At 68.8% G+C, this 20,823-nt stretch carries 17 protein-coding genes; 11 read left to right on the top strand and 6 right to left on the bottom strand.

Annotation, left to right across the window (positions count from 1 at the left end):
* Positions 1 to 133: 133 nt before the first annotated feature.
* The 5 genes from AAD027_RS05780 (at position 134) to AAD027_RS05760 (ending at position 7,241) form a co-directional block, all read left to right on the top strand.
* Positions 134 to 790, top strand: a complete 657-nt coding sequence (locus AAD027_RS05780; protein ID WP_341725065.1) for a DUF1232 domain-containing protein — start codon at positions 134 to 136, stop codon at positions 788 to 790.
* 158 nt (positions 791 to 948) lie between these two features.
* Entirely contained in the window at positions 949 to 1,386 is a 438-nt protein-coding gene (locus AAD027_RS05775) for a hypothetical protein (protein WP_341725064.1), read from the top strand.
* A gap of 229 nt (positions 1,387 to 1,615) precedes the next feature.
* The gene (dnaE, locus tag AAD027_RS05770) at positions 1,616 to 5,398 is read left to right on the top strand and encodes a DNA polymerase III subunit alpha (RefSeq protein WP_425605400.1); all 3,783 of its coding nucleotides are present in this window, start codon (positions 1,616 to 1,618) and stop codon (positions 5,396 to 5,398) included.
* Positions 5,399 to 5,553: 155 nt separating this feature from the next.
* Positions 5,554 to 6,513: an acetyl-CoA carboxylase carboxyltransferase subunit alpha gene (locus AAD027_RS05765; RefSeq protein WP_341725062.1), complete on the top strand. Its 960-nt coding sequence runs from the start codon at positions 5,554 to 5,556 to the stop codon at positions 6,511 to 6,513.
* A 14-nt stretch (positions 6,514 to 6,527) separates the two neighbouring features.
* Entirely contained in the window at positions 6,528 to 7,241 is a 714-nt protein-coding gene (locus tag AAD027_RS05760) for a transglycosylase domain-containing protein (protein ID WP_341725061.1), read from the top strand.
* Between the two features lie 49 nt (positions 7,242 to 7,290).
* Here AAD027_RS05760 and lepB read toward each other — a convergent pair whose 3' ends face one another.
* Positions 7,291 to 7,842 carry a signal peptidase I gene (gene lepB, locus AAD027_RS05755; RefSeq protein ID WP_341725060.1) on the bottom strand — a complete coding sequence of 184 codons (552 nt, stop codon included), beginning with the start codon at positions 7,840 to 7,842 and terminating at the stop codon, positions 7,291 to 7,293.
* Between the two features lie 115 nt (positions 7,843 to 7,957).
* On the opposite strand from lepB, the gene AAD027_RS05750 reads away from it, so the two are divergent.
* From AAD027_RS05750 to AAD027_RS05730, 5 genes are all read left to right on the top strand, one after another.
* Entirely contained in the window at positions 7,958 to 8,707 is a 750-nt protein-coding gene (locus AAD027_RS05750; protein ID WP_341725059.1) for a tetratricopeptide repeat protein, read from the top strand.
* Positions 8,708 to 8,834: 127 nt separating this feature from the next.
* Entirely contained in the window at positions 8,835 to 9,023 is a 189-nt protein-coding gene (locus AAD027_RS05745; protein WP_341725058.1) for a hypothetical protein, read from the top strand.
* A gap of 46 nt (positions 9,024 to 9,069) precedes the next feature.
* A complete protein-coding gene (gene tilS, locus AAD027_RS05740) occupies positions 9,070 to 10,380 on the top strand; it encodes a tRNA lysidine(34) synthetase TilS (protein WP_341725057.1) in 1,311 nt (436 codons plus the stop codon).
* A 45-nt stretch (positions 10,381 to 10,425) separates the two neighbouring features.
* The gene (locus tag AAD027_RS05735) at positions 10,426 to 10,686 is read left to right on the top strand and encodes an exodeoxyribonuclease VII small subunit (RefSeq protein ID WP_341725056.1); all 261 of its coding nucleotides are present in this window, start codon (positions 10,426 to 10,428) and stop codon (positions 10,684 to 10,686) included.
* Positions 10,676 to 11,554 carry a polyprenyl synthetase family protein gene (locus AAD027_RS05730; RefSeq protein ID WP_341725055.1) on the top strand — a complete coding sequence of 293 codons (879 nt, stop codon included), beginning with the start codon at positions 10,676 to 10,678 and terminating at the stop codon, positions 11,552 to 11,554. The genes AAD027_RS05735 and AAD027_RS05730 overlap by 11 nt, the downstream gene beginning before the upstream one ends.
* Positions 11,555 to 11,784: 230 nt before the next feature.
* Here AAD027_RS05730 and AAD027_RS05725 read toward each other — a convergent pair whose 3' ends face one another.
* The 3 genes from AAD027_RS05725 to pmbA form a co-directional block, all read right to left on the bottom strand.
* A complete protein-coding gene (locus tag AAD027_RS05725) occupies positions 11,785 to 12,144 on the bottom strand; it encodes a DUF4870 domain-containing protein (RefSeq protein WP_341725054.1) in 360 nt (119 codons plus the stop codon).
* A gap of 246 nt (positions 12,145 to 12,390) precedes the next feature.
* On the bottom strand, positions 12,391 to 12,804 hold the full coding sequence (locus AAD027_RS05720) for a DUF4870 domain-containing protein (protein WP_341725053.1): 414 nt from the start codon (positions 12,802 to 12,804) through the stop codon (positions 12,391 to 12,393).
* Positions 12,805 to 12,976: 172 nt separating this feature from the next.
* Positions 12,977 to 14,338, bottom strand: coding sequence for a metalloprotease PmbA (pmbA, locus tag AAD027_RS05715; RefSeq protein ID WP_425605399.1), 1,362 nt, complete (start codon positions 14,336 to 14,338; stop codon positions 12,977 to 12,979).
* A 107-nt stretch (positions 14,339 to 14,445) separates the two neighbouring features.
* Here pmbA and yjgA point away from each other — a divergent pair, with 107 nt between their 5' ends.
* Positions 14,446 to 15,009: a ribosome biogenesis factor YjgA gene (gene yjgA, locus AAD027_RS05710; protein WP_341725051.1), complete on the top strand. Its 564-nt coding sequence runs from the start codon at positions 14,446 to 14,448 to the stop codon at positions 15,007 to 15,009.
* Between the two features lie 137 nt (positions 15,010 to 15,146).
* Here yjgA and tldD read toward each other — a convergent pair whose 3' ends face one another.
* Together tldD and AAD027_RS05700 are read right to left on the bottom strand one after the other, a co-directional pair.
* A complete protein-coding gene (gene tldD, locus AAD027_RS05705) occupies positions 15,147 to 16,589 on the bottom strand; it encodes a metalloprotease TldD (RefSeq protein WP_341725050.1) in 1,443 nt (480 codons plus the stop codon).
* Between the two features lie 321 nt (positions 16,590 to 16,910).
* Positions 16,911 to 20,750 carry a YhdP family protein gene (locus AAD027_RS05700; RefSeq protein WP_341725049.1) on the bottom strand — a complete coding sequence of 1,280 codons (3,840 nt, stop codon included), beginning with the start codon at positions 20,748 to 20,750 and terminating at the stop codon, positions 16,911 to 16,913.
* Positions 20,751 to 20,823: the final 73 nt, after the last annotated feature.

Below are 20,823 nucleotides of genomic sequence, written 5' to 3'. Positions count from 1 at the left end.
CCTCATGATTGCCTCATGAATTCAGCCAAGACTGGCGGAAAGGTCGCGCTTACCTCATGACTCGTCGTTGCCTTGCCGGGAATCTGGCCCGGCGCCGGCACTGCCGCGCCCATCCCCTTCCTGGAGAAACACCATGAACGCCATGCTGAACATCCCGAACCCGAGCCACCCGCTGCCGGCCATCCTGGATACCGTGCCGACCTCCAGCCTGCCGCGCCGTCGCAAGAGCATCGGCCACTACCGGCTGAACTCGGTGGACCTGGACCGCTTCAACCGCCTGCTGGCGCGGCTGGGCCGCCGCCAGGGGCCGTTGGCGATGGACCAGGTGGCCACCGCGGCCCGCCAGCTGGCGGCGCCGGGGGGCGACAAGGCGCCCGAATGTATTGCCCAACGGATTGCGCGGCTCGAATCGGTCGCGGCCATGGTCGGCGATACCGCCTGGGAAGCCGCCAACGACGCCGCCGACTGCGCACGGCTGGTGCTGGACTACGCCAGCGACCACGAGGACCTGATCCCGGACTGGCTGCCGCGGATCGGCCGGCTGGACGACGCCATCGTGGTGGAGGCCGCCTGGCCCACGCTGGCGCGCGAAGTGGCCAGCTACCGCGATTTCCAGCGCCTGCGCGCGCTGGAAGCCCATCTGCGCGGCTGCGCGCCGCAGGAGCTGCCCTTCAGCCGCGAGGCCTGGGAGGCCACCCGCCGCCACGAGGCCGCGTTGAACGCCCACCGCCGGCGGGTGCGCGAAAGCAGCTACGCCCCGGTCGAGGCCCCTTGCTTCCGCGTGCATTGAGTGCCGCCCCCATGACCGTCGGCCGGGTGGACCGGAACCACCCTGCCCATGGTCACGGTGGCTTCCAGCAGACGCCCGCGCGGTTCCGACCCGGCACCATGGAACCGCATCCCACCGACAAGGACGTCGGGATTCCCCCGTCCCCCGTGAGGTGTTCCATGTCCATTTCCCTTGTTTCCGCCCCGGCATTGCCGTCGGAGCGAACCGCACCCCGCGATGCGCCATCGGGCGCGGCCGGCGCCGAGCGCCTGCAGTTGCTGCGCTGCATGCTGGCCGACCGCGACTGGAGCAGCGATCCCCTGGTGCGTGCGCGCCTTGAGCGCATCGTCGAGCAACTGCGCCGGCCCGGCGGGGCGCCCGCCATCGACGAGGCCGGTTGGACCCTGCTGGCCGACGAGACCGCCAACTACCTGGACTACCGCCGACTGGGCAAGGTGGAAGCCGAACTGCGCGGCTGCGCGCGCAACGAGTTGCGCTTCACCCGCGCCGACTGGGAAGTCTCCCGCCTCGCCGAAGCCGCCCTGCACGCCCACCACCGCCAGGTCCGCGAAGGCAGTTACGCCCCCGAACCCGCCCCGCTGTTCCGCATCCACTGACCCCACTCAGCCAAGCGCGCCCCAGAGCGCGTCCGCAGCCCCCGACCCGAGCCCCCGAGATTTCCCCAATGCCGCCCACCCGGGCGGCTTTTTTTCTGAGGCAGCCGGATTTCCCGGGGCAGTGGCCCCGTTGATGGGAGAAGTTGGCCGGATAAGGGGGAGCGGAACCAGGCGACGCGACGCTCGTCGTGGCGGATAGAGCGCGCAAGGGGCTGGAATCCCGCACGCGATGCCTCTGCCGGGCACCGAATCGCAGCGGCGCCGTCGGCCCCCCACCCACCCGCCTCCGGCACCCTTTCCCCGCAAGCGGGGAGAGGGGAGCAACCCAGGCGATCCATGGTTGCCGGCCCTCATTTCCGCTGGCAAACCCGCGCCGTTGGGCGTGCGGCGATGTCAAGCCTTGCCCCACCCTACCCCCACCGGTACGCTGGCCCGACAGCATTCCCGAGTCAGCATGTCCCCCCGCTTCGTTCATCTCCACCTGCACACCGAGTTCTCGTTGGCGGATTCCATCATCCGCGTGCCCGAGAAACCGGATCAGGCCGACCCGAAAAAGGCCAAGCAGCCCAATGTGCTGAGCCGCGCGGTGGAGCTGGGCATGCCGGCGCTGGCGGTCACCGACCGCAACAACCTGTTCGCGCTGGTCAAGTTCTACAAAGCCGCCGAAAGCGTGGGCATCAAACCCATCGCCGGCGCCGACATCAGCATCGCCGAAGGCAACGAATCGCCGTGGCAGATGACCCTGCTGTGTCGCGACCGCACCGGCTATCTGTCGCTATCGCGCCTGCTGACGCGCGCGTGGATGGAAGGCCATCGCACCGACGGCGTGGCCATCGACCCGGAATGGCTGCGCGCCGACCATGAGGGCCTGTTCGCCATCGTCGGCCGCCCCAGCATGGCCGGCCGGCTGGCCCTGGGCGGCCGCCACGACCTGGCCGAACAGCACCTGGCCGACTGGCAGCGCTGCTTCGGCGACGACCTGCACCTGGAACTGACGCGCACGCAGCGCGACGGCGAGGAAGCCTTCAACGCCTTCGCGTTGCACGCGTCCTCGACGCGCAGCTTGCCGGTGATCGCCAGCAACGACGTGCGCTTCCTGTCGCCGGACGGCTTCGAGGCGCACGAGGCGCGGGTGTGCATTTCCTCCGGCCGCGTGCTGGACGACCCCAAGCGCCCGCGCGACTACAGCGCCGAGCAGTACATGAAGTCGGCCGAACAGATGGCCGGACTGTTCGCCGACGTGCCCGACGCCATCGACAACACGCTGGCGCTGGCGCAACGCTGCAACATCGAACTGAAGCTGGGCGAATACGCGCTGCCCGCCTATCCCGTGCCCAGCAACGAGACGCTGGACAGCTGGATCCGCAGCCAGTCGCACGCCGGCCTGGCGCAGCGGCTGGAGAAGAATCCGCTGGCGCCGGGCCACACGCGCGAGGATTACGAGCAGCGGCTGGACTTCGAGCTGGACACCATCTGCAAGATGGGTTTCCCCGGCTACTTCCTGATCGTGGCCGACTTCATCCAGTGGGGCAAAAGCCACGGCATCCCGATCGGCCCCGGGCGCGGTTCCGGCGCCGGCTCGCTGGTGGCGTGGGCGCTGCAGATCACCGACCTGGACCCGCTGCCGTACGGCCTGCTGTTCGAGCGCTTCCTGAATCCCGAACGCGTGTCGATGCCCGACTTCGACATCGACTTCTGCATGGACCGCCGCGACGAGGTGATCGAATACGTCGCCGGCAAGTACGGCCGCGACCGCGTCAGCCAGATCATCACCTACGGCACCATGGCCGCGAAGGCCGTGGTGCGCGATTCCGGCCGCGTGCTGGGCTATCCGTACGGCCTGGTCGATGGCGTCGCCAAGCTGATCCCCAACATCCTGGGCGTGACGCTGAAGGATGCGATGGGCGAAGGCAACAGCGAGATGGCCTCGCAGGAACTGATCGAGCGCTACCGCGACGAGGACGACGTCCGCGACCTGATCGACCTGGCGCGCCAGTTGGAGGACCTGACCCGCAACGCCGGCAAGCACGCCGGCGGCGTGGTGATCTCGCCGTCGCCGCTGTCGGACTTCTGCCCGCTGTACGCCGAACACGACGAAGGCGGACGCGGCAAGTCGCCGGTCACCCAGTTCGACAAGGACGACGTGGAAGCGGTGGGCCTGGTGAAGTTCGACTTCCTGGGCCTGCGCACGCTGACCATCATCGACTGGGCGGTGAAGGCGGTGAACGCGCGCCGCGCGCAGGGCGGGCTGGAACCGATCGACATTTCCGCGATCCCGCTGGACGATGCCAGCGTCTACCGCGACGTCTTCGCCAACGGCAATACCGGCTCGGTGTTCCAATTCGAATCCTCGGGCATGCGCCGCGCGCTGAAGGAAGCCAAGCCCGACCGGTTCGAGGACCTGATCGCGCTGAACGCGCTGTACCGTCCCGGCCCCATGGACATGATTCCCTCGTTCGTCGAGCGCAAGCACGGGCGCGAGGAGTTCGAGTATCCCGATCCGCGCACCGAGATCATGCTGAAGGAGACCTACGGCATCATGGTCTACCAGGAGCAGGTCATGCAGATGGCGCAGATCGTCGGCGGCTACTCGCTGGGCGGCGCCGACCTGCTGCGCCGCGCGATGGGCAAGAAGGTGCCGGCCGAGATGGCCAAGCACCGCGAGATCTTCCGCGAGGGCGCCGGCAAGGAAGGCGTGAGCGAGCGCAAGGCCGACGAGATCTTCGACCTGATGGAGAAGTTCGCTGGCTACGGCTTCAACAAGTCGCACGCCGCCGCGTACTCGCTGGTCGCCTACCAGACCGCCTGGCTGAAGAAGCACTACCCGGCCGAGTTCATGGCCGCCACGCTGTCGTCGGACATGGACAAGACCGACAAGGTGGTCGGCTTCCTGGACGAAGCGCGCGGGCTGGGCCTGACCGTCCTGCCGCCGGACGTGAACCATTCGGACTTCATGTTCGTCGCCGACGACGCGCGCACCGTCCGCTACGGCCTGGGCGCGGTGAAGGGCGTCGGCCAGGGCGTGTGCGAGGCGATCGTCGAGGGGCGCCGCGACGGCGGCCCGTACCGCGACCTGCTGGATTTCTGCAAGCGCGTCGATTCCTCCAAGCTCAACAAGCGTGCGCTGGAGGCACTGACCAATGCCGGCGCGCTGGATGCGCTGGGCAGGAACCGCGCCTCGCTGGCGCTGCAGTTGCCGGAAGTGCTGAAGGCCGTCGACCAGCTCAGCAAGAACCGCAGCGCCGGCATCGTGGACATGTTCGGTTCCAGCGGCGGCCACGACGACATCCACGTCGACCTGCCGGAAACAGACGAATGGCCGTTGTCGCAGAAGCTGCACGGCGAACGCGAAACGCTGGGCCACTACCTCAGCGGCCACCCGATGGATCCCTACCGCGACGACCTGCGTTCATTGGTCGGCAACGACCTGGGCGACCTGGACCGCATCTGGGCCTCGCAGCCCACGGGCGAGAAGAAGGGCTGGCGCCCGGAAGTCACCACGGTGATCGCCGGCCAGGTGATCGGCGTGCGCCGCAAGGGCGACAGCCAGGTGTTCGTGCAACTGGAAGACGGCCAAGGCCGGATCGAATGCAGCGCGTTCTCCGACGCGCTGGCCGAGTTCGGCCCGCTGCTCACGCGCGACCGCATCCTGGTGATCAAGGGCGGACTGCGCGAGGACGAATTCAGCGGCGGCTTCAGCCTGCGCATCCGCCAGGTGTGGGACTACGCGCAGCTCTGCCAGCACCACGCCCAGCGCCTGCAACTGCGGCTGGACCTGCGCGTGCCCGGCCTGTGGGAGCGCGTGGACGCACTGATGGCCAAGCACCGCCCCGGCGGCACGCCGTTGCGCGTGGACCTGCTGATGGACGCCGGCGACACGCCCATCGCCGGCATGCTGGACCTCAACGGCCAGAAGGCCGTGCGCGTGGACACCGAACTGCTGGACGCCTTGCGCGCCCTGCCCGGCGTGCGCACGGCCAAGCCGGCGTTCCACCGGCCCTGGGTCAACTGATCTGCCGACCCTGTAGGAGGGGCTTCAGCCCCGACCGCACTCCACGCAAAAGGCATCGGGGCTGAAGCCCCTCCTACAGGGACCCCTACCCCCCCGTACGTAACCGTGAAGCCGCTTCGGCTACACTTTCCCCCTTTCCGGCCCATGGCCCGCAGATGAATCCGAACTACCTCGATTTCGAACAGCCCATCGCCGATCTGGAAGCCAAGATCCAGGAACTGCGCAACGCCAGCACGGGTCCGGCGGTCAATGTCGATACCGAGGTACACGCCCTGCAGGACAAGCTGCGGGTGCGCACCGCGCAGATCTTCCGCGACCTGACCCCCTGGCAGGTCTCCCAGTTGGCCCGCCACCCGGCACGGCCCTATACGCTGGACTACATCCGCGTGTTCTGCGACGAGTTCCAGGAACTGGCCGGCGACCGCGCCTTCGCCGACGACGCCGCCATCGTCGGCGGCCTGGGCCGCATCGACGGCCGCAGCGTGATGATCATCGGCCACCAGAAGGGCCGCGACACCAAGAGCAAGATCGCCCGCAACTTCGGCATGCCGCGCCCGGAGGGCTACCGCAAGGCGCTGCGCCTGATGAAGATGGCCGAACGCTTCAAGCTGCCGCTGCTGACCTTCATCGACACCCCCGGCGCCTACCCCGGCGTGGGCGCGGAAGAGCGCGGCCAGTCCGAGGCCATCGCGCGCAACCTGCTGGAAATGGCCGAGTTGAGAATCCCGGTGATCTGCACGGTGATCGGCGAGGGCGGCTCCGGCGGCGCGCTGGCGATCGGCGTGGGCGACCGCACGCTGATGCTGGAATACGGCACCTATTCGGTGATCTCGCCGGAAGGCTGCGCCTCGATCCTGTGGAAGTCGGCCGACAAGGCCAAGGACGCGGCCGAGCAACTGGGCCTGACCGCCAAGCGCCTGCTATCGCTGGGCCTGGTGGACAAGGTGATCCGCGAACCCATCGGCGGCGCCCACCGCAACCCGCGCCAGATGGCGACGCGCCTGAAAGCCGTCCTGCTCAACGAACTGGACGCGCTGGAACGATTCCCCACCGACGAACTGCTCAAGCGCCGCTATGAACGGTTGCGCGGTTACGGCGCGTACGAGGCGGCCTGACCGAAGCCGACCGGATGGGCGCGTGGCCGAAATGGGTCTTCGCCGCTTCCCTGACCCTGGCATCGCTCTATGCCCTCGTCTGCTGGGGGCTGTATGCCTGCGGACGCGCCATGCTTCCGGACGAGGGCCTGGCGCCGACGACCTATCGGGCACCGGCGTCGATCCGCGCGCAGCTGACAGCCGTTGAATTCGACGGCACGCAATCCATTCCACGGTTGAATCCATTTACCGCCGTCCCTGCACTCCTCATGGCGGCGACGCAGCCATCATCGGATCGCGAGCGCGGACTGCGGATACTGAGCCATGCCTCCCGGGTCGCATCGCTGCGCGCACCTGCGATACGCGGGAACCTCCGTCGCCACCTGGCGGACATGGCACGCGCCATCGTCATCAGTCGCCACTGGTCATCCGGGCAGATCGGCAATACCTTGCTGGCCGAATCCCATTTCGGCCGGAGCGCGCGCGGCGTCGAACAGGCCGCCCTCGCCTACTACGGGTTGCCCGCGAACCAACTGCGTGCGGAAGAGTCGCTGGCGCTGGTGACGCTGATGCGCGGACCGCGCTATTACGATCCTGCCTGCCATCGTGAACGGTTCGAAGCCCGGTATCTGCGCGCCGCCGAAGCCACAGAGGCGAAGGCGCCCAACCTGGCATTGGACCGAGCCATGGAACGCATGCTGCAGACAGCGGATTGCGGTACCACCCGCAACCGGGCGACGGAAAGCTGATCGGCCCCGATGGCTCGTCAGCGATGTGCTTGCGATGGGACCGGGCATCTCATTTGAACGAACCTATCACCTTTCCGGTGATGTCCTCGCGCCGCGTCAACGGCTGCCATCGGCTGTCCATGCTGTTGTCCCGATTGTCGCCCATCATGAAATAGTGGCCCGCAGGAACCGTCACGGCCGGCATCGTCAGCGAATAGTCCGCTCGCCTGTTGTCCGGCGACACGTAGTTTTCCTCCAGCGGACGCCCGTCCACGTGCACCCTGCCCGCCTCTATCGCGATGGTTTCCCCGGGCAAGCCGACGATCCTCTGAAGCCAGACCTGTCCCGGATGTTCGGGGATCAACAGAGTGACCACATCACCCCGCGAAGGTGATTGCCTTGCGTAGTAACCCGCCCGCGTAACGAGTACCTGTCCCGGCATGACGGTGGGCTCCATGTTGGACGACGGCACGCGGTAGAGACCATGGCCGGTGATCCTCTGCCTGGGATCCAGCGAGCGGACGCCGAACGGGTTGATGAAGTAGACCACCGCCGATGCCGTGGGAATCACCACCATCAGGCTCACCAGCAACCTGACGATCCAGCGCCTTGCTCCGGTCATGCGTACTTGCTCCTTTGGACGCCGAGGCCGGCCGCAAGGATGCCCGAATCGATCCGCTCATGCGACCATGCCGGTCGTCCCGTCCACTCCCGCCCGCAAGGGATCATCGCCTGCCATGAGCCCCATCCTCATCCTCTCCATCGTCTTGCAGGTCGCCTGTTGCGTGCACGTCGTGCGCACCGGCCGGCCGCTGTACTGGGTGTTCATCCTGCTGCTGTTTTCCTACATCGCGGTGCTGATCTATTTCATCGCCGAGATCCTGCCCGACCTGCGCCACAACCCGTCGGCGCGCCGCACGGTGCGCAACGTGCGCAACCGCATCGATCCGGATCGCGACCGTCGCGATGCCGAGCGCCTGCTGAGGGCCGCCGACACCCCCGAGAACCGCCGGCGGCTGGCCGAGGAAAGCCTGCGCAGCGGCGATTACGCGCACGCCGCGGAGTTCTACCAACAGGCCCTCAAGGGCCTCTATGCCACCGACCCGGACCTGATGCTGGGGCTGGCCAAGGCGCAGTTCGGCATGGGCGAATCGCAGCAGGCCCGCGATACCCTGGACGCCCTGATCGCCGCCAACCCCAACTTCCGCTCCAGCGAGGGTCACCTGCTGTACGCGCGTGCGGTGGAGGACACCGGCGACACGGCGGCGGCGGTCCAGGAATACGAAGCCGTCGTGCAGGGCTACCCCGGCGAGGAAGCCCGCGCCCGCTTCGGCCTGCTGCTGCGGCGCACCGGCGACGCCGCGCGGGCGCGGCAGGTGTTCCAGGAGATCGTCACCCGCTCCGACGCGGCCCCCAAGTATTACCAGCGCGAGCAGCGCGACTGGATCGAAGTGGCCAAGCGCGAACTGGCCAGCCTTCCCGCCTGATCGCCGGAACCGGCGGGCGGCAGCGCTCCCGTTGATCACGATCAAGGCGCACACTGGACTCCGCCCACAAGATGGCGATGCCGGGCCGCCTCGCGCCCGGCACCTCGTCCCGGACCGGAGAACCGCCATGAACCTGCTGTCCTATCCCTGGTGGCTGCTGCCGTTGGCGCTGCTCGCCGTTCCGCTGGCGGTCGTGCTGGCCGTCAACCACTGGCGCTTCCACAAAAATGGCGCCAACCAGAATCTGGTGCTGGGATTGTTCGTCAGCGCCTGCTGGCTGGGCGCCATCATCCTGATCCTGCAACGCGTTCAGTAGCGCCGCCGCCCCTGCATCGGGGCATCGCAGCGGCTAGCATGGCGGGGTGAATCGCCAAGCCCCTTCTTCCGCACCCCTGCGCCTGCCGGCGCCCGCCCGGCAGGCGCCGGTCTGCGTGGGTTTCAGCGGCGGGCTGGATTCATGGGTATTGCTGCACGCGCTGGCCAACGACGCGCAACAGCGGCGACACGGGTTGCGTGCCGTGCATGTCCACCATGGACTGCACGCGCAAGCGGACGACTGGGCCGCGCACTGCCAGCGCATGTGCGATGCGCTGGGCATCGGACTGCTGATCGTTCGCGTCCATGTGGAACGCGACAGCGGCGACGGCCCGGAAGCCGCCGCGCGGCGGGCGCGCCATCGCGCCTTCGCCGATGCGCTCGACCCGGGGGACATCCTCGCCACCGCGCACCACCGGGACGACCAGGCCGAGACCTTCCTGCTGCGCGCGCTGCGCGCGTCCGGTCCGGACGGACTGGCCGCCATGCGCCCGTGGCGCGCGTTCGCCGGCGGCTGGCAGTGGCGGCCGCTGCTGGATACGCCGCGCGCCGCGCTGCTCGCCTACGCACGCCAGCATGCGCTGACGTGGATCGAAGACCCCAGCAACCAACGACTCGACTTCGACCGCAATTTCCTGCGCCACCAGGTCATGCCACTGCTGCGCCAACGCTGGCCGCATGCCGATGAAACCTTCGCCCGGAGCGCCATGCTCTGCGGCGAGGCCAGCGACCTGCTGACCGCCGAGGACGCCGCCGCGCTGGCGCAGGCGCGCACGGCCGATCCGGCGGCATTGCGGGTGGACGTACTGGCCACATGGCCCGCATCCCGCCGCGCCCGCGTGCTGCGCCTTTGGGTGGAACAGAACGCGCTGCCGCCATTGCCGGCCGAAGGCGTGGCGCATATCGAAACCGACCTGCTGACCGCCGGACCCGATGCCCGGGCCGAATTCGCCTGGCAGGGCGCGGTGATCCGCCGTTGGCGCGGCCTGCTGCACGCCGAACGCCAGCGCCCCGCGCTCGCCCCGGACTGGCAAGCCGAGTGGGACGGCCGCGGTCCGCTGGCGCTGCCCGATGACGGCGCGTTGGCGCTCGAAGGCGCCGCCGATGCTTTCGATGCCCCGCTGCGCCTGACCGCACGCCACGGAGGCGAGCGCATCACCCTGCCCGGCCGCAGCCATTCGCACGCGCTGAAGGATGTGTTGCAGACGCAGGGCATCCCGCCGTGGGAACGGCGCCGACTGCCGCTGCTGTGGGCGCCCGATGGGGCACTGTGGGCCGTCGGCGACCTGGTGCTGTCCGACGGCTGCGATGCCTGGCTGCGCCAGCGTGGTGCCCGCCTGCACTGGCGGCGCGGTTGATCCGCATGCGTTGACCTTGTCGGGCGCGGTCCGCACACTTGCCCCATGGCAAAGAAGAACACCCCCGACGCCTCGCCGGTCGCCCATTTCGAGCAGTCGCTGGACGAACTGGAAAAGCTGGTCGAGAAGATGGAACACGGCGACCTGAGCCTGGAGGAGTCGCTGGCCGCATACGAACGCGGCGTGGGCCTGTACCGCCAGTGCCAGACCGCGCTGGAGCAGGCCGAGCTGCGCGTGCGCCTGCTGAGCGATCCGGAACAGCCCGACAGCGGCGAACCCTTCGCCCCCGCGCCCGATGGCCGCTGAGCCGCCGTTCGCCCGCTGGGCGGCGCGACTGGAAGATCATCTGGACCATCTGCTGCCCCCGGCGGACGCGGCGCCCCAGCGCCTTCACGCGGCCATGCGCCATGCGGTGCTGGGCGGCGGCAAGCGCATGCGTGCGCTGCTGGTGCATGCCGCCGGCGCGCTGCTGGGCGCGGACGAGAAGCGACTGGACATACCAGCCGCCGCGGTCGAACTGATCCACGCCTATTCGCTGGTGCACGACGACCTGCCCGCGATGGACGACGACGACCTGCGCCGCGGCAAGCCGACCGTGCACGTCGCCTTCGACGAAGCCACCGCGATCCTCGCCGGCGACGCCTTGCAGACATTGGCGTTCGACCATCTCGCCACCGCCGATGCGCCCGCGCAACTGCGGGTGGACTGGCTGGCGACGCTGGCGCGGGCCTCCGGCGCGGACGGCATGTGCGGCGGGCAGGCGCTGGACATCGACGCCACCGGCACGCGGCAATCGCTCGACGCCTTGCAACGCATGCACGCGCTGAAGACCGGCGCGCTGATCCGCGCCGCCGTGCGCATGGGCGCGCTGGCCGGCGACGCCGACGACGCCGCGCTCGCTCGGCTGGATACCTTCGCCGCCGCGCTGGGCCTGGCCTTCCAGGTGCGCGACGACATCCTCGATATCGAAGCCAGCTCCGAACAGCTCGGCAAGACCGCCGGCAAGGACGTCGCACAAGCCAAGTCGACGTATCCGGCGCTGCTCGGCATGGACGGCGCGAAGGCCAAGCTGGACGAACTAGCGGCTATCATGCGCGATGCGCTGGCGCCCTGCGACGAACGTGCCGATGCCCTGCGTGCACTGGGCGAGCTTGCGATCCATCGCTCGCATTGAAGAAACCGCACTGTAGGAGCGACGTGAGTCGCGACCGGGATGTCCATTGGCCACGGATCGACGCAGATAAACGCGGATCAAAGCCATGAGCGCTCCATCAGTGTCCATCCGCGTGATCCGTGGCTATCGCTTCTGTTCGGCTCCCGGTCGCGACTCACGTCGCTCCCACAACAGGCGGCCAAAGAAAAAGCCCGGACATGCCGGGCTTTTTCGTGTTCCGCCGTGACCCCTTACTTGATCAGGCGCAGGGCGAACGGATAGCGATAGGCACTGCCCTTGTTGGCCTTGAGGGCACCGATGATGCTCAGCACTAAATTGGCGAGCGGAACCAGCAGGCCCAACAGCGAGAACAGGGCGTTCGGCGAGACCGCCATGACCAGCACGGTGATGAGTATCCAGATCGCGATGTAGGCGATCATGGCCGTGATCGCCCAGTTGAGGGCTTCGGTGGTCTGATCCTTCGCGAACGCTCCCTTGTCCTTGAAGATCGCCCAGCCGATGAGTGCGCCGATCACTCCCAGGAAAGCGGTCAGCAGATAGGTGGCAAAGGCGCCGGTGCGCTCTTCCGGGGACACAGTGGATGGGGACATGGAAACTCAACTCCGAGACAGGAAAGGGAAACGCGGAAGCGACCGACCGTTTTACCGGCACCGGCGGATTCGTTTCCGCCGCCGATCGGCTCCACGCGCAGCGACAATTCTAGGGATGGGCGCCACGGAATGCATGTAAATAGTTGATATTGTTAGTAAAATCACATTAACCGCATTCCGCTGGGACAAAGAAAAAGCCCGGACGTGCCGGGCTTTTTCTGTGCGCGCATTCGATAAAGCGCCTGTCTATTTCACCAGCCGTAGCGTCAACGGATAACGATAGGCTTCGCCATTGCTCGCCTTGATCGCGGCGATGATCGTGAACACCAGCCAGGCGATGCCGATGGCGCCGGCGGCGAGATAGAACAGGAAGCCGATCAGCACGATCAGCAGGATGGTGCCGACGATGGTCAGCGCGACGACGGCGATCAGCACCGTGATGTTGAAGTTCAGCGCTTCCTTGCCCTGGTCGTCGGCGAACGGCAGGGTGTCCTTCTTGACCAGCCAGACGATCAGCGGACCGATCACCGCACCCAGTCCGCCGGTAAACAGCGCGGTCAGCGCCGACAGATGCGCGAACATGGCCCACTGTTTCTCTTCGGCGGTCGGCACGCCGGGCGGCGGAGGCGGTGCAGCGGTTACGTTTTCGAACTCACTCATTGAAGATCCCCTTTCGATTCGGAAGAAAGATGTCTCTCGGACCGCCCGCGAACGCCGTCAGGCGGCACGCCGGGCCCTTCCAAGCATAACGTCAATCCCCGCCGGCAACGGTCATTCGTCCGCGCCGCGCTTCGCCGATCCCCATGGGTCCGCCATGACCGACGACGGATCGCTACTGCTCGCCCGCCACCATCATTTTCCCGATCAGGATAGAGCCGGTGCCCACGTGCGAGCGCGGGTCCACGTCGCTGCCCACCGCTTCGATGCCGGCGAAGATGTCCTTGAGATTGCCGGCGATGGTGATGCCGTCCACCGGGTGGGCGATGGCGCCGTTCTCCACCCAGAAGCCGGCCGCACCGCGCGAATAGTCGCCGGTCACCGGGTTGACGCCCTGTCCCATCAGCTCGGTCACCAGCAGGCCGCGCGTCATGCCGCGCAGCAGGCTGTCGAAGTCGCCGGCATTGGCCTTCACCTGCAGGTTGTGCACGCCGCCCGCATTGCCGGTGGTGGCCAGGCCGAGCTTGCGAGCCGAATAACTGCCCAGCACGTAACGCTGCAGCACGCCGTCCTGCACCAGGTGAGAGCGCTTCGTCGCCACGCCTTCGGCGTCGAAGGCGGTGGAACGCAGCCCCTTGCGCAGGTGGGGCAGTTCCTCGATGTCGAACCACGACGGGAAGATCCGCCTGCCGGCATGGTCCAGCAGGAAGCTGGCGCGGCGGTACAGCGCGCCGCCGGACACCGCGCCCAGCAGGTGGCCGATCAGCGAACGCGCCACGTCCGCGGCGAACAGCACCGGGTACTGGCCCGTGGCCACGGAGCGCGGCTGCATGCGCGCCAGCGTGCGCTCGGCTGCGATCCGGCCGATGACATCGGGCGCCTGCAGGTCCAGGTGCGACAGCGCCGTGCTGTACCAGCCATCGCGCTGCATGCCGTCGCCCTGCCCGGCGATCAGCGCGCAGCCGAGGGTGTGCTGGGTATCGCGCTCATGGCCGACGAAGCCGTGCGAATTGGCGTACACCGACAGGCTTTCGCCGCTGCCGACCGAGGCGCCGTCGGAATTCTCGATGCGCGCGTCGGCCTCGCGGCCGGCGGCTTCGCAGGCCAGCGCCAGGTCCACGGCCCGGTCGGTGTCCAGCGCCCACGGATGCCACACGTCCAGGTCGGGGAAGTCGCGCGCCATCAGCGCGGCGTCGGCCAGGCCGGCGGCATCGTCGTCCTCGGTGTAGCGGGCGATCGCGCAGGCCTGTTCGACCGTGGCTTCCAGGCTCTCCTCGCGCAGGTCGGCGGTGCTGGCGCTGCCCTTGCGCTGGCCGAAATAGACGGTGACGCCGATGCCGCGGTCGCGGGTGGATTCCACCGTCTCCACCGCACCCAGGCGCACGCTGACGTTCAGGCCGGTTTCCTCGCTGCAGCTGACCTCGGCCTGGGTGGCGCCGCGCGCCTTGGCGCGCTCCAGCAGGCGCTGGGACAGCGCGGCCAGGCGCTCCAGCCGGGCCAGGCTGTCGTCGGTGGGAATCAGGGCGGTGGCGTTCAATGCTTTATCCTTGTGGTCCTGTCGATCCGGCGGCATGCCGCCCCGGACACCTGTTCTTGAATTCCCGCCGCGCAGCGCCCGGCCGGAACGTTGTGGAGGCATCACCCATGCGCGGACGCGACCCCGAAACCGGCGAATTCTATAGCCCCAGCCGGTCCCAGCAGCGCGAGGACGCGCTGGAGATCCGCAGCCTGGCCGAGAAGCTGGTGGCGCTGCCGGCCGCGCAACTGGCGCGCCTGCCGATTCCGGAAGACCTGATGCCGCACATCGTCGAAACGCAGCGCATCACCTCGCACATCGCGCACAAGCGCCAGTTGCAATACCTGGCCAAGCAGATGCGCCGCGAGGACGATGAAACGCTGGAAGCCATCCGCGATGCGATGGACGAAGGCGGCGACGCTGCGCGCCGCGAGACCGCGCTGCTGCACCGTGTCGAACACTGGCGCGATCGCCTGCTGTCCGACGGCGACGTCGCGCTGGGCGACCTGCTGGCCGAACACCCGGCCGCCGACCGCCAGCACCTGCGCCAATTGATCCGCAACGCCGGCGAGGAACGGGCGAAGAACAAACCGCCGCATGCGTTCCGCGAATTGTTCCGGGAGTTGCGGGAGTTGCTGGTCGCGACCCGTGGCAACGACACAGAAGAAGAAGACGGCGACGGCACGCTTTAGCCCCTCTCCCCCCGGGAGAGGGGTTGGGGTGAGGGTTCGGCGAAGTCCGGCTGGTTTGAACGCCATTGACTTCGCCGTACCCTCATCCGCCCTACGGGCGCCTTCTCCCGAAGGGAGAAGGGAAACATAAAGACGCTTCACGCCTTCGTACCACCTACCGTCAGCCCTTCGATCAGCAGCGACGGCTGGCCCACGCCGACCGGCACGCTCTGGCCGTCCTTGCCGCAGACGCCGACGCCGGCGTCCAGCGCCAGGTCGTGGCCGACCATCTTCACCTTCTGCATGGTTTCCGGGCCGTTGCCGATCAGCGTGGCGCCCTTCACCGGCGCGGTGATCCGGCCATCCTCGATCAGGTAGGCCTCGGTGGCCGAGAACACGTACTTGCCGCTGGTGATGTCGACCTGGCCGCCGCCGAAGTTGACCGCGTACAGGCCCTTCTTCACCGAGCGGATCATGTCTTCCGGGTCGTGCTGGCCGGCCAGCATGTAGGTGTTGGTCATGCGCGGCATCGGCAGGTGCGCGAACGATTCGCGGCGGCCGTTGCCGGTGGGCGCCATGCCCATCAGGCGCGCGTTGAGCGAGTCCTGCATGTAGCCCACCAGCACGCCGTCCTCGATCAGCGTGGTGCAGTTCGTGGGCGTGCCTTCGTCGTCGATGTTCAACGAGCCGCGGCGGCCCGGCAGCGTGCCGTCGTCGACGATGGTCACGCCCGGCGAGGCCACGCGCTGGCCCATGCGGCCGGCGTAGACGCTGGTCCCCTTGCGGTTGAAGTCGCCTTCCAGGCCGTGGCCCACCGCCTCGTGCAGCAGCACGCCGGGCCAGCCGGCGCCCAGCACCACCGGCATCACGCCGGCCGGCGCGTCGATGGCGTCCAGGTTCACCAGTGCCTGGCGCAAGGCCTCGCGCGCGAGATCCTCCGGCTTGCCGTCGGCGAACAGTTCCGTGTACGAATAGCGCCCGCCCATGCCGGCATAGCCGGATTCGCGGCGGCCGTTCTGCTCCACGATCACCTGCACGTTCAGGCGCACCAGCGGGCGCACGTCGGCGGCCAGCACGCCGTCGCTGCGCGCGACCAGCACGGTGTCGATGCCGCCGGACAGGCTGACGGTGACCTGTTGCACGCGCGGGTCGGCGGCGCGAACGTAGCGGTCCACCGCACGCAGCGCTTCCACCTTGGCGTCGTTGCCCATCGCGTCGATGGGATCGTCGCCGGAATACAGCGCCCGGCCATCGCTGCGCACCAGCGCGCGCGGCGCATGCGCCGCGCCGTCGCGGGCGATGGCGCGCGCCGAGTGGGCGGCGCCCAGCAATGCCTGCGCGTTGATGTCGTCGGAATAGGCGAAGCCGGTCTTCTCGCCGGAAATCGCGCGCACGCCGACGCCCTGTTCGATCGAATGCGCGCCGTCCTTGACGATGCCGTCCTCAACCGTCCAGCTCTCGCGCCGCGCATGCTGGAAATACAGGTCGCCGAAATCGATGCCCGGCCCCAGCAGGGTGCCGAAGGCGCGATCGAGGCCGGAGGGATCCAGGCCGGCGGGCAGGAGAAGACGGGATTCGGCGAGCGCGAGGGATTGGGTCATGGTCTGGGCCTGTTAACGCTATTGGGGCAGGTCACGTTGCCGCTCCCAAGCCGCCAGGGGTTCGTGCGTGGCGCAGCGGCAGGCTGGCCGCCTGTCCAAGCCACGCGCGGGCGGCTGGCGGCTTGGGAGCGGCAACCCTTCGGGCCGTGCCTGGGTGGGCGCGGGACTGCATCATCATTCGGTCTTGTATCGGCATACACTTCCTCATTCTTCCTTGCCACGCACGCATCCAGGCGCGGCGTGGCCTGTCCCAATAGCGTTAACAGGCCCTAGATGGGGGCGCCGCCCGCCGACGGCAAGGTCGCGGGCGCCGGGTCGGGGTCAGGGAACGCCGGCGTTGCCGGCGCTTTCGGCGGCACGGGCCCGCGACTGTTCGCGGCCCACCACTTCGACCTTGGGCGATTTCCAGGGGCCGGTCACGCGGTACGTTTTGGCGCCCATCTCGCCCAACGGCTTCTTCAGCACGGCATTGGCAACCGCTCCGACGGCGGCGCCGACCGGGCCGCCGGCCACCGCGCCGACCGCGGTCAGCACATTGGCCGACTTGGGTTTCACATCGACTGTCTGGTCGAAACTCTCCGCGCGCAGGTCGGTATCGCCGCGGATGCGGATTTCCGCCGCCGGGCCATCGATCACCAGATTGTCGCTGCTGGCCAGTCCGGCGGACAGGCGGATGTCGCCTTCCATCGTGTTGAAGGCGAAGCCCTTGGCGAAGAAGTCGCTGAAGTCCAGCATCAGGCGGCGGCGCACTTCCGCCACGCTGAGCAGACCCAGCACGCGGCCGGCGCCGGGTTCCACTTCCAGCAGATGGCCGTCGCGCGCCGCCAGCCGGATGGTGCCTTCCAAGTTCCCCAGTTGGAATGCCGCCGGGCTGCCCGCCCAGCCGGCATCGATGCGCACGTCGCCATGGCCGCCGCCCACGCGCTGGCCGTAGCCCAGGTCGTTGAACAGCCCGCCGAAGTCCGCGCTTTTCACCTGCACGTCCAACCGCGTGCGGGCGGTCGCGCCCAGTCCCGTCCATTGCCCGCTGGCATCGATCTGCTGGCCCGGCGAACGCAACTGCAACTGTTCCACATGCATGCCGTCGGCCTGCTGGTGCGTGCGCAGCCTGGCGTTGCCCAGGCGCGCATCGTCGAAACGCAAGTCCTCGATGTCCAGCGACAGCGATGGAATCCCGGCCGGGTCGATGTCGTCCGTCATGCTGCCGGGCCTGGGCGTGGACGCTCCACCGTCGGCCGCGGTGCCTGCGTTCGCGTTGCGCCAGTGCATCCGCGCCAGCCGGCCGGCGATGGGAGCGCCCTTCGCATCCGGCACCAGCAGCGCACCGGACAACGCATCGCCGTCCAGCGAGACGGCCAGCGCCTGTTGCGCGGGCGCCAGTTGCAGCCGCGTATCCGGGAAGACGGAACCGATCATCAGCAGGCGCTCGGCGGTGACGTCCACGCGGCGCAACGCCAGCTTGCCGCCTTCGCCGCCGCCCTTGGCCAGGGCCACCCATTCCAGCGCGTCCAGCGTGCCGGTGCGGCCGGTCGCCACCAGGCCCGAGGCCGGTGCCGGCTCGCCGACCTGACTGCTGCCCAGCACCACCCGCACGCCGGTCTGGCCGTTGGTCTCGCGTGCGCGCAACGCCAGCCGCTCGCCGAAGGCCACGTCGATCTGGCCGCTGCCCATCGGCAACGGTGCTCGCACGGTGGTGCTCAGTGGCGTTGCGGCCGGCTTGCGCAGCGGCGCGGGCAGTTCCATGGCCGTGCCCACCAGGTCCGACGTCAGGTTCAACTGGGTCGGCGCATCGGGCTTGCCGGCGGCCGTGCGCGGTATCGTCACCCCGACCGTCCATTGCGACGCCCCTTGCATGTACGGCTTCAGCCAGGCCAGTTCGGGTGCGCGGTCGAGCAGTTCGCCGGCGCCGATGCGCGCCGTGAGATCCGCCTCGAACGCCTGGGTGCGATCGTGCGCGCCGCTGCCGGCGCGCAGGGCCAATACGCCCGGCTGCCCCTCATGCACCACCTGCAAGGCGTCGGACGCGAAGCCGCCGTCGTCGTAGCGCGCCTTGCCGCGCACCTGGTCGAACAGCAGGTTCCAGCGCTTTTCCGACAACTGGGCGCCTTTCAGCTCCACCGTGCCGGCCAGTTTCCTTCGCGTCGGCTTCTGCGCATGCAGCGGTTGCAGCAACGCGAACGTGGCGGATACCGGACCCTTGGCCTGCAGGTGGTCCATCGTCTCGCCATAGGTCTCCTGCAACGGACTCTGCCGCAGCAGGGCCAGCAGCTTGCCGGCGTCGGTGTCCACGCGCGCATCGATCTTCAGCTCGGCGTCGCCGAAATCGGCGATGCCGGCGTCGTAGGCCGGGATCGCCACGCCCGCCAACGCACCGCGCCCCTGCAACTGGAAGCCGTCGCCGATGAAGGCGATGTCGGCATCGACCTGCTCCAGCACGGGCCAGTCGGGCTGGAACTTGAACCGTCCGCCCTCGATCCGCGCGGTCGCCTCGAAGCGGCCGTTCCGCTCCACGAAGGGCCAGTCGTCCAGGTCGCCGCTGACGATGGCGCGGCCGCCCCGCACGCGGCCGTCCACCAGCGCCGCATTCAGCCATTCCACCGCCGCTTCCGGCATCTTGTGGTGGATCCAGAAACCCTTGGCCGCCGACACCGGCGCGTCGTCCAGCTCCGCGGCCAGTTCGATCCACGGCCGCGTGCCGTCGCCCTGGAACCACAGGCTGCCACGCACGTGCGCACCGTAATCGGCGCCACGCACGTCCAGCGAAGAGGTCCCCATACGCCAGCCCGCGCCCTCGCGCCAACCCAGCAGCGCTCCCTGCAGGCGCACGTCGTGCGCCACGCCGAAACCGCGCGGCCAGTCGAAGCGCACCGGCGCCGCCTGATCCAGCGTCAGCGCGAAGCCCTGCGCATCGCCGGTGAACCCGCCGGCCAGCCCACTCAGGCCGGGCGCGTCGCCCACGGCGGCGAAGCGCACATCGCGCAACTGGCCCTGGCCCTGCATCGCACCACCCCGCTGTCCCGCCAACGACACATGCGCCAGCTTGGCACCGGGGCGCGCCTGCGCCAGCCAGTCGCGCAGGCCGGGCTCGATGCGGTCCGACAGGCCCAGCACCGCGAACAGCGGCTCGGCATCCACATTGTCGGCCAGCAGCGCGTAACGCTCGCCGCCGGCCAGTATCAACCCGTCCAGCGTCTGCGCCGCGGGCCCGCTGCCCACGCGCAGGTAAGGTGCGTCGAAACGCCAGCCGCCGGACACCAGCCGCCAGCGCATGCGGCCCTCGATCCGGTCGAAGCGCACGCGCGGCGCGTCGGCCTGATCGGGCAGCGGCGCGCCGCGCAGGCCCAACTGCTGCACGTTGGCGTCCGCGGTCACCATCACCACGCGGTGCTTGCGCAACTCGGTCCAGCCGCGCACACGGCCGTTGCCGCGTTCGGCCACGATGCCGGCGTAGCGCAACAACGGCGACCACGCGCCGATGTCCTGCGCGGCGACATCCAGGTAGGCGCGGCCGTCGCCGGCCCTGCGGTCGAAGTCCACCGCCACATGCAACGGTGCGGCGTCCTTGCGGATCCACGCGCGCGTACCCGCGCGCACGCGGTCGCCGTCCACGCGCAGGCGCAGGTCGATCTCCGGCAACTGGATATCCCAGCCCAGCGATGGCGCCTGGATGGACAGCCGGCCGTCGATCACCTGCAGTTCGCCCAGGCCTTCCAGGCTTTTCAACGGGTCCCCGCTCGTCTGCTGCCCCGGCAAGCCGCGCACCGACCACGCACCGTCGTCGTCGCGCTGCAGGGTCAGCGACAATCCGCGCAAGCGCAGTTCGGTGAAGGAGCGCCCCGGCAGCAAGCCGCCATATATCGCCACCAGCACCTCGGCCTGGCCGATCCGCACGCCGGCCCCTCCCTCGTCGCCCACGCGCAACCCGTCCAGTTGCAGCAGCGGACCGCGCCGCGTCCATTGCGTCTTCACCGCATCGAACGCCACCGGCCGCCCCGCCCGTTCGCTCAACCACGCCGCGATACGATCGGGATTGCGCTCCACCAGCGGCAACACCTGGCTGGCGACGCCCAGCACCACCGCCAGGCACACCAGCACCAGCGCGATGCCATAACCGGCACCACGGCGGGCCAGACGCAGACGGCGGCGCAGGGGGGTGGGCATCAGCGGAATGCCGGGATTGGGGATTCGGGATTGGGGATTCGGAAAATCAAGGTCCGGGCATCGCTTCCACGAA

Origin of the sequence: Pseudoxanthomonas putridarboris (assembly GCF_038321125.1) — a bacterium.
Classification (GTDB): Bacteria; Pseudomonadota; Gammaproteobacteria; order Xanthomonadales; family Xanthomonadaceae; genus Pseudoxanthomonas_A; species Pseudoxanthomonas_A putridarboris.
This window is presented reverse-complemented; position numbering and strand designations above follow the sequence as displayed.

Excerpts from the sequence above, each read along its gene's own strand:
- AAD027_RS05780 (WP_341725065.1), top strand. The coding sequence starts at position 134 with ATGAACGCCATGCTGAACATCCCGAACCCGAGCCACCCGCTGCCGGCC.
- AAD027_RS05775 (WP_341725064.1), top strand. The coding sequence starts at position 949 with ATGTCCATTTCCCTTGTTTCCGCCCCGGCATTGCCGTCGGAGCGAACC.
- dnaE (WP_425605400.1), top strand. The coding sequence starts at position 1,616 with ATGCCTCTGCCGGGCACCGAATCGCAGCGGCGCCGTCGGCCCCCCACC.
- AAD027_RS05765 (WP_341725062.1), top strand. The coding sequence starts at position 5,554 with ATGAATCCGAACTACCTCGATTTCGAACAGCCCATCGCCGATCTGGAA.
- AAD027_RS05760 (WP_341725061.1), top strand. The coding sequence starts at position 6,528 with ATGGGCGCGTGGCCGAAATGGGTCTTCGCCGCTTCCCTGACCCTGGCA.
- lepB (WP_341725060.1), bottom strand. The coding sequence starts at position 7,842 with ATGACCGGAGCAAGGCGCTGGATCGTCAGGTTGCTGGTGAGCCTGATG.
- AAD027_RS05750 (WP_341725059.1), top strand. The coding sequence starts at position 7,958 with ATGAGCCCCATCCTCATCCTCTCCATCGTCTTGCAGGTCGCCTGTTGC.
- AAD027_RS05745 (WP_341725058.1), top strand. The coding sequence starts at position 8,835 with ATGAACCTGCTGTCCTATCCCTGGTGGCTGCTGCCGTTGGCGCTGCTC.
- AAD027_RS05735 (WP_341725056.1), top strand. The coding sequence starts at position 10,426 with ATGGCAAAGAAGAACACCCCCGACGCCTCGCCGGTCGCCCATTTCGAG.
- AAD027_RS05730 (WP_341725055.1), top strand. The coding sequence starts at position 10,676 with ATGGCCGCTGAGCCGCCGTTCGCCCGCTGGGCGGCGCGACTGGAAGAT.
- AAD027_RS05725 (WP_341725054.1), bottom strand. The coding sequence starts at position 12,144 with ATGTCCCCATCCACTGTGTCCCCGGAAGAGCGCACCGGCGCCTTTGCC.
- AAD027_RS05720 (WP_341725053.1), bottom strand. The coding sequence starts at position 12,804 with ATGAGTGAGTTCGAAAACGTAACCGCTGCACCGCCTCCGCCGCCCGGC.
- yjgA (WP_341725051.1), top strand. The coding sequence starts at position 14,446 with ATGCGCGGACGCGACCCCGAAACCGGCGAATTCTATAGCCCCAGCCGG.
- tldD (WP_341725050.1), bottom strand. The coding sequence starts at position 16,589 with ATGACCCAATCCCTCGCGCTCGCCGAATCCCGTCTTCTCCTGCCCGCC.
- AAD027_RS05700 (WP_341725049.1), bottom strand. The coding sequence starts at position 20,750 with ATGCCCACCCCCCTGCGCCGCCGTCTGCGTCTGGCCCGCCGTGGTGCC.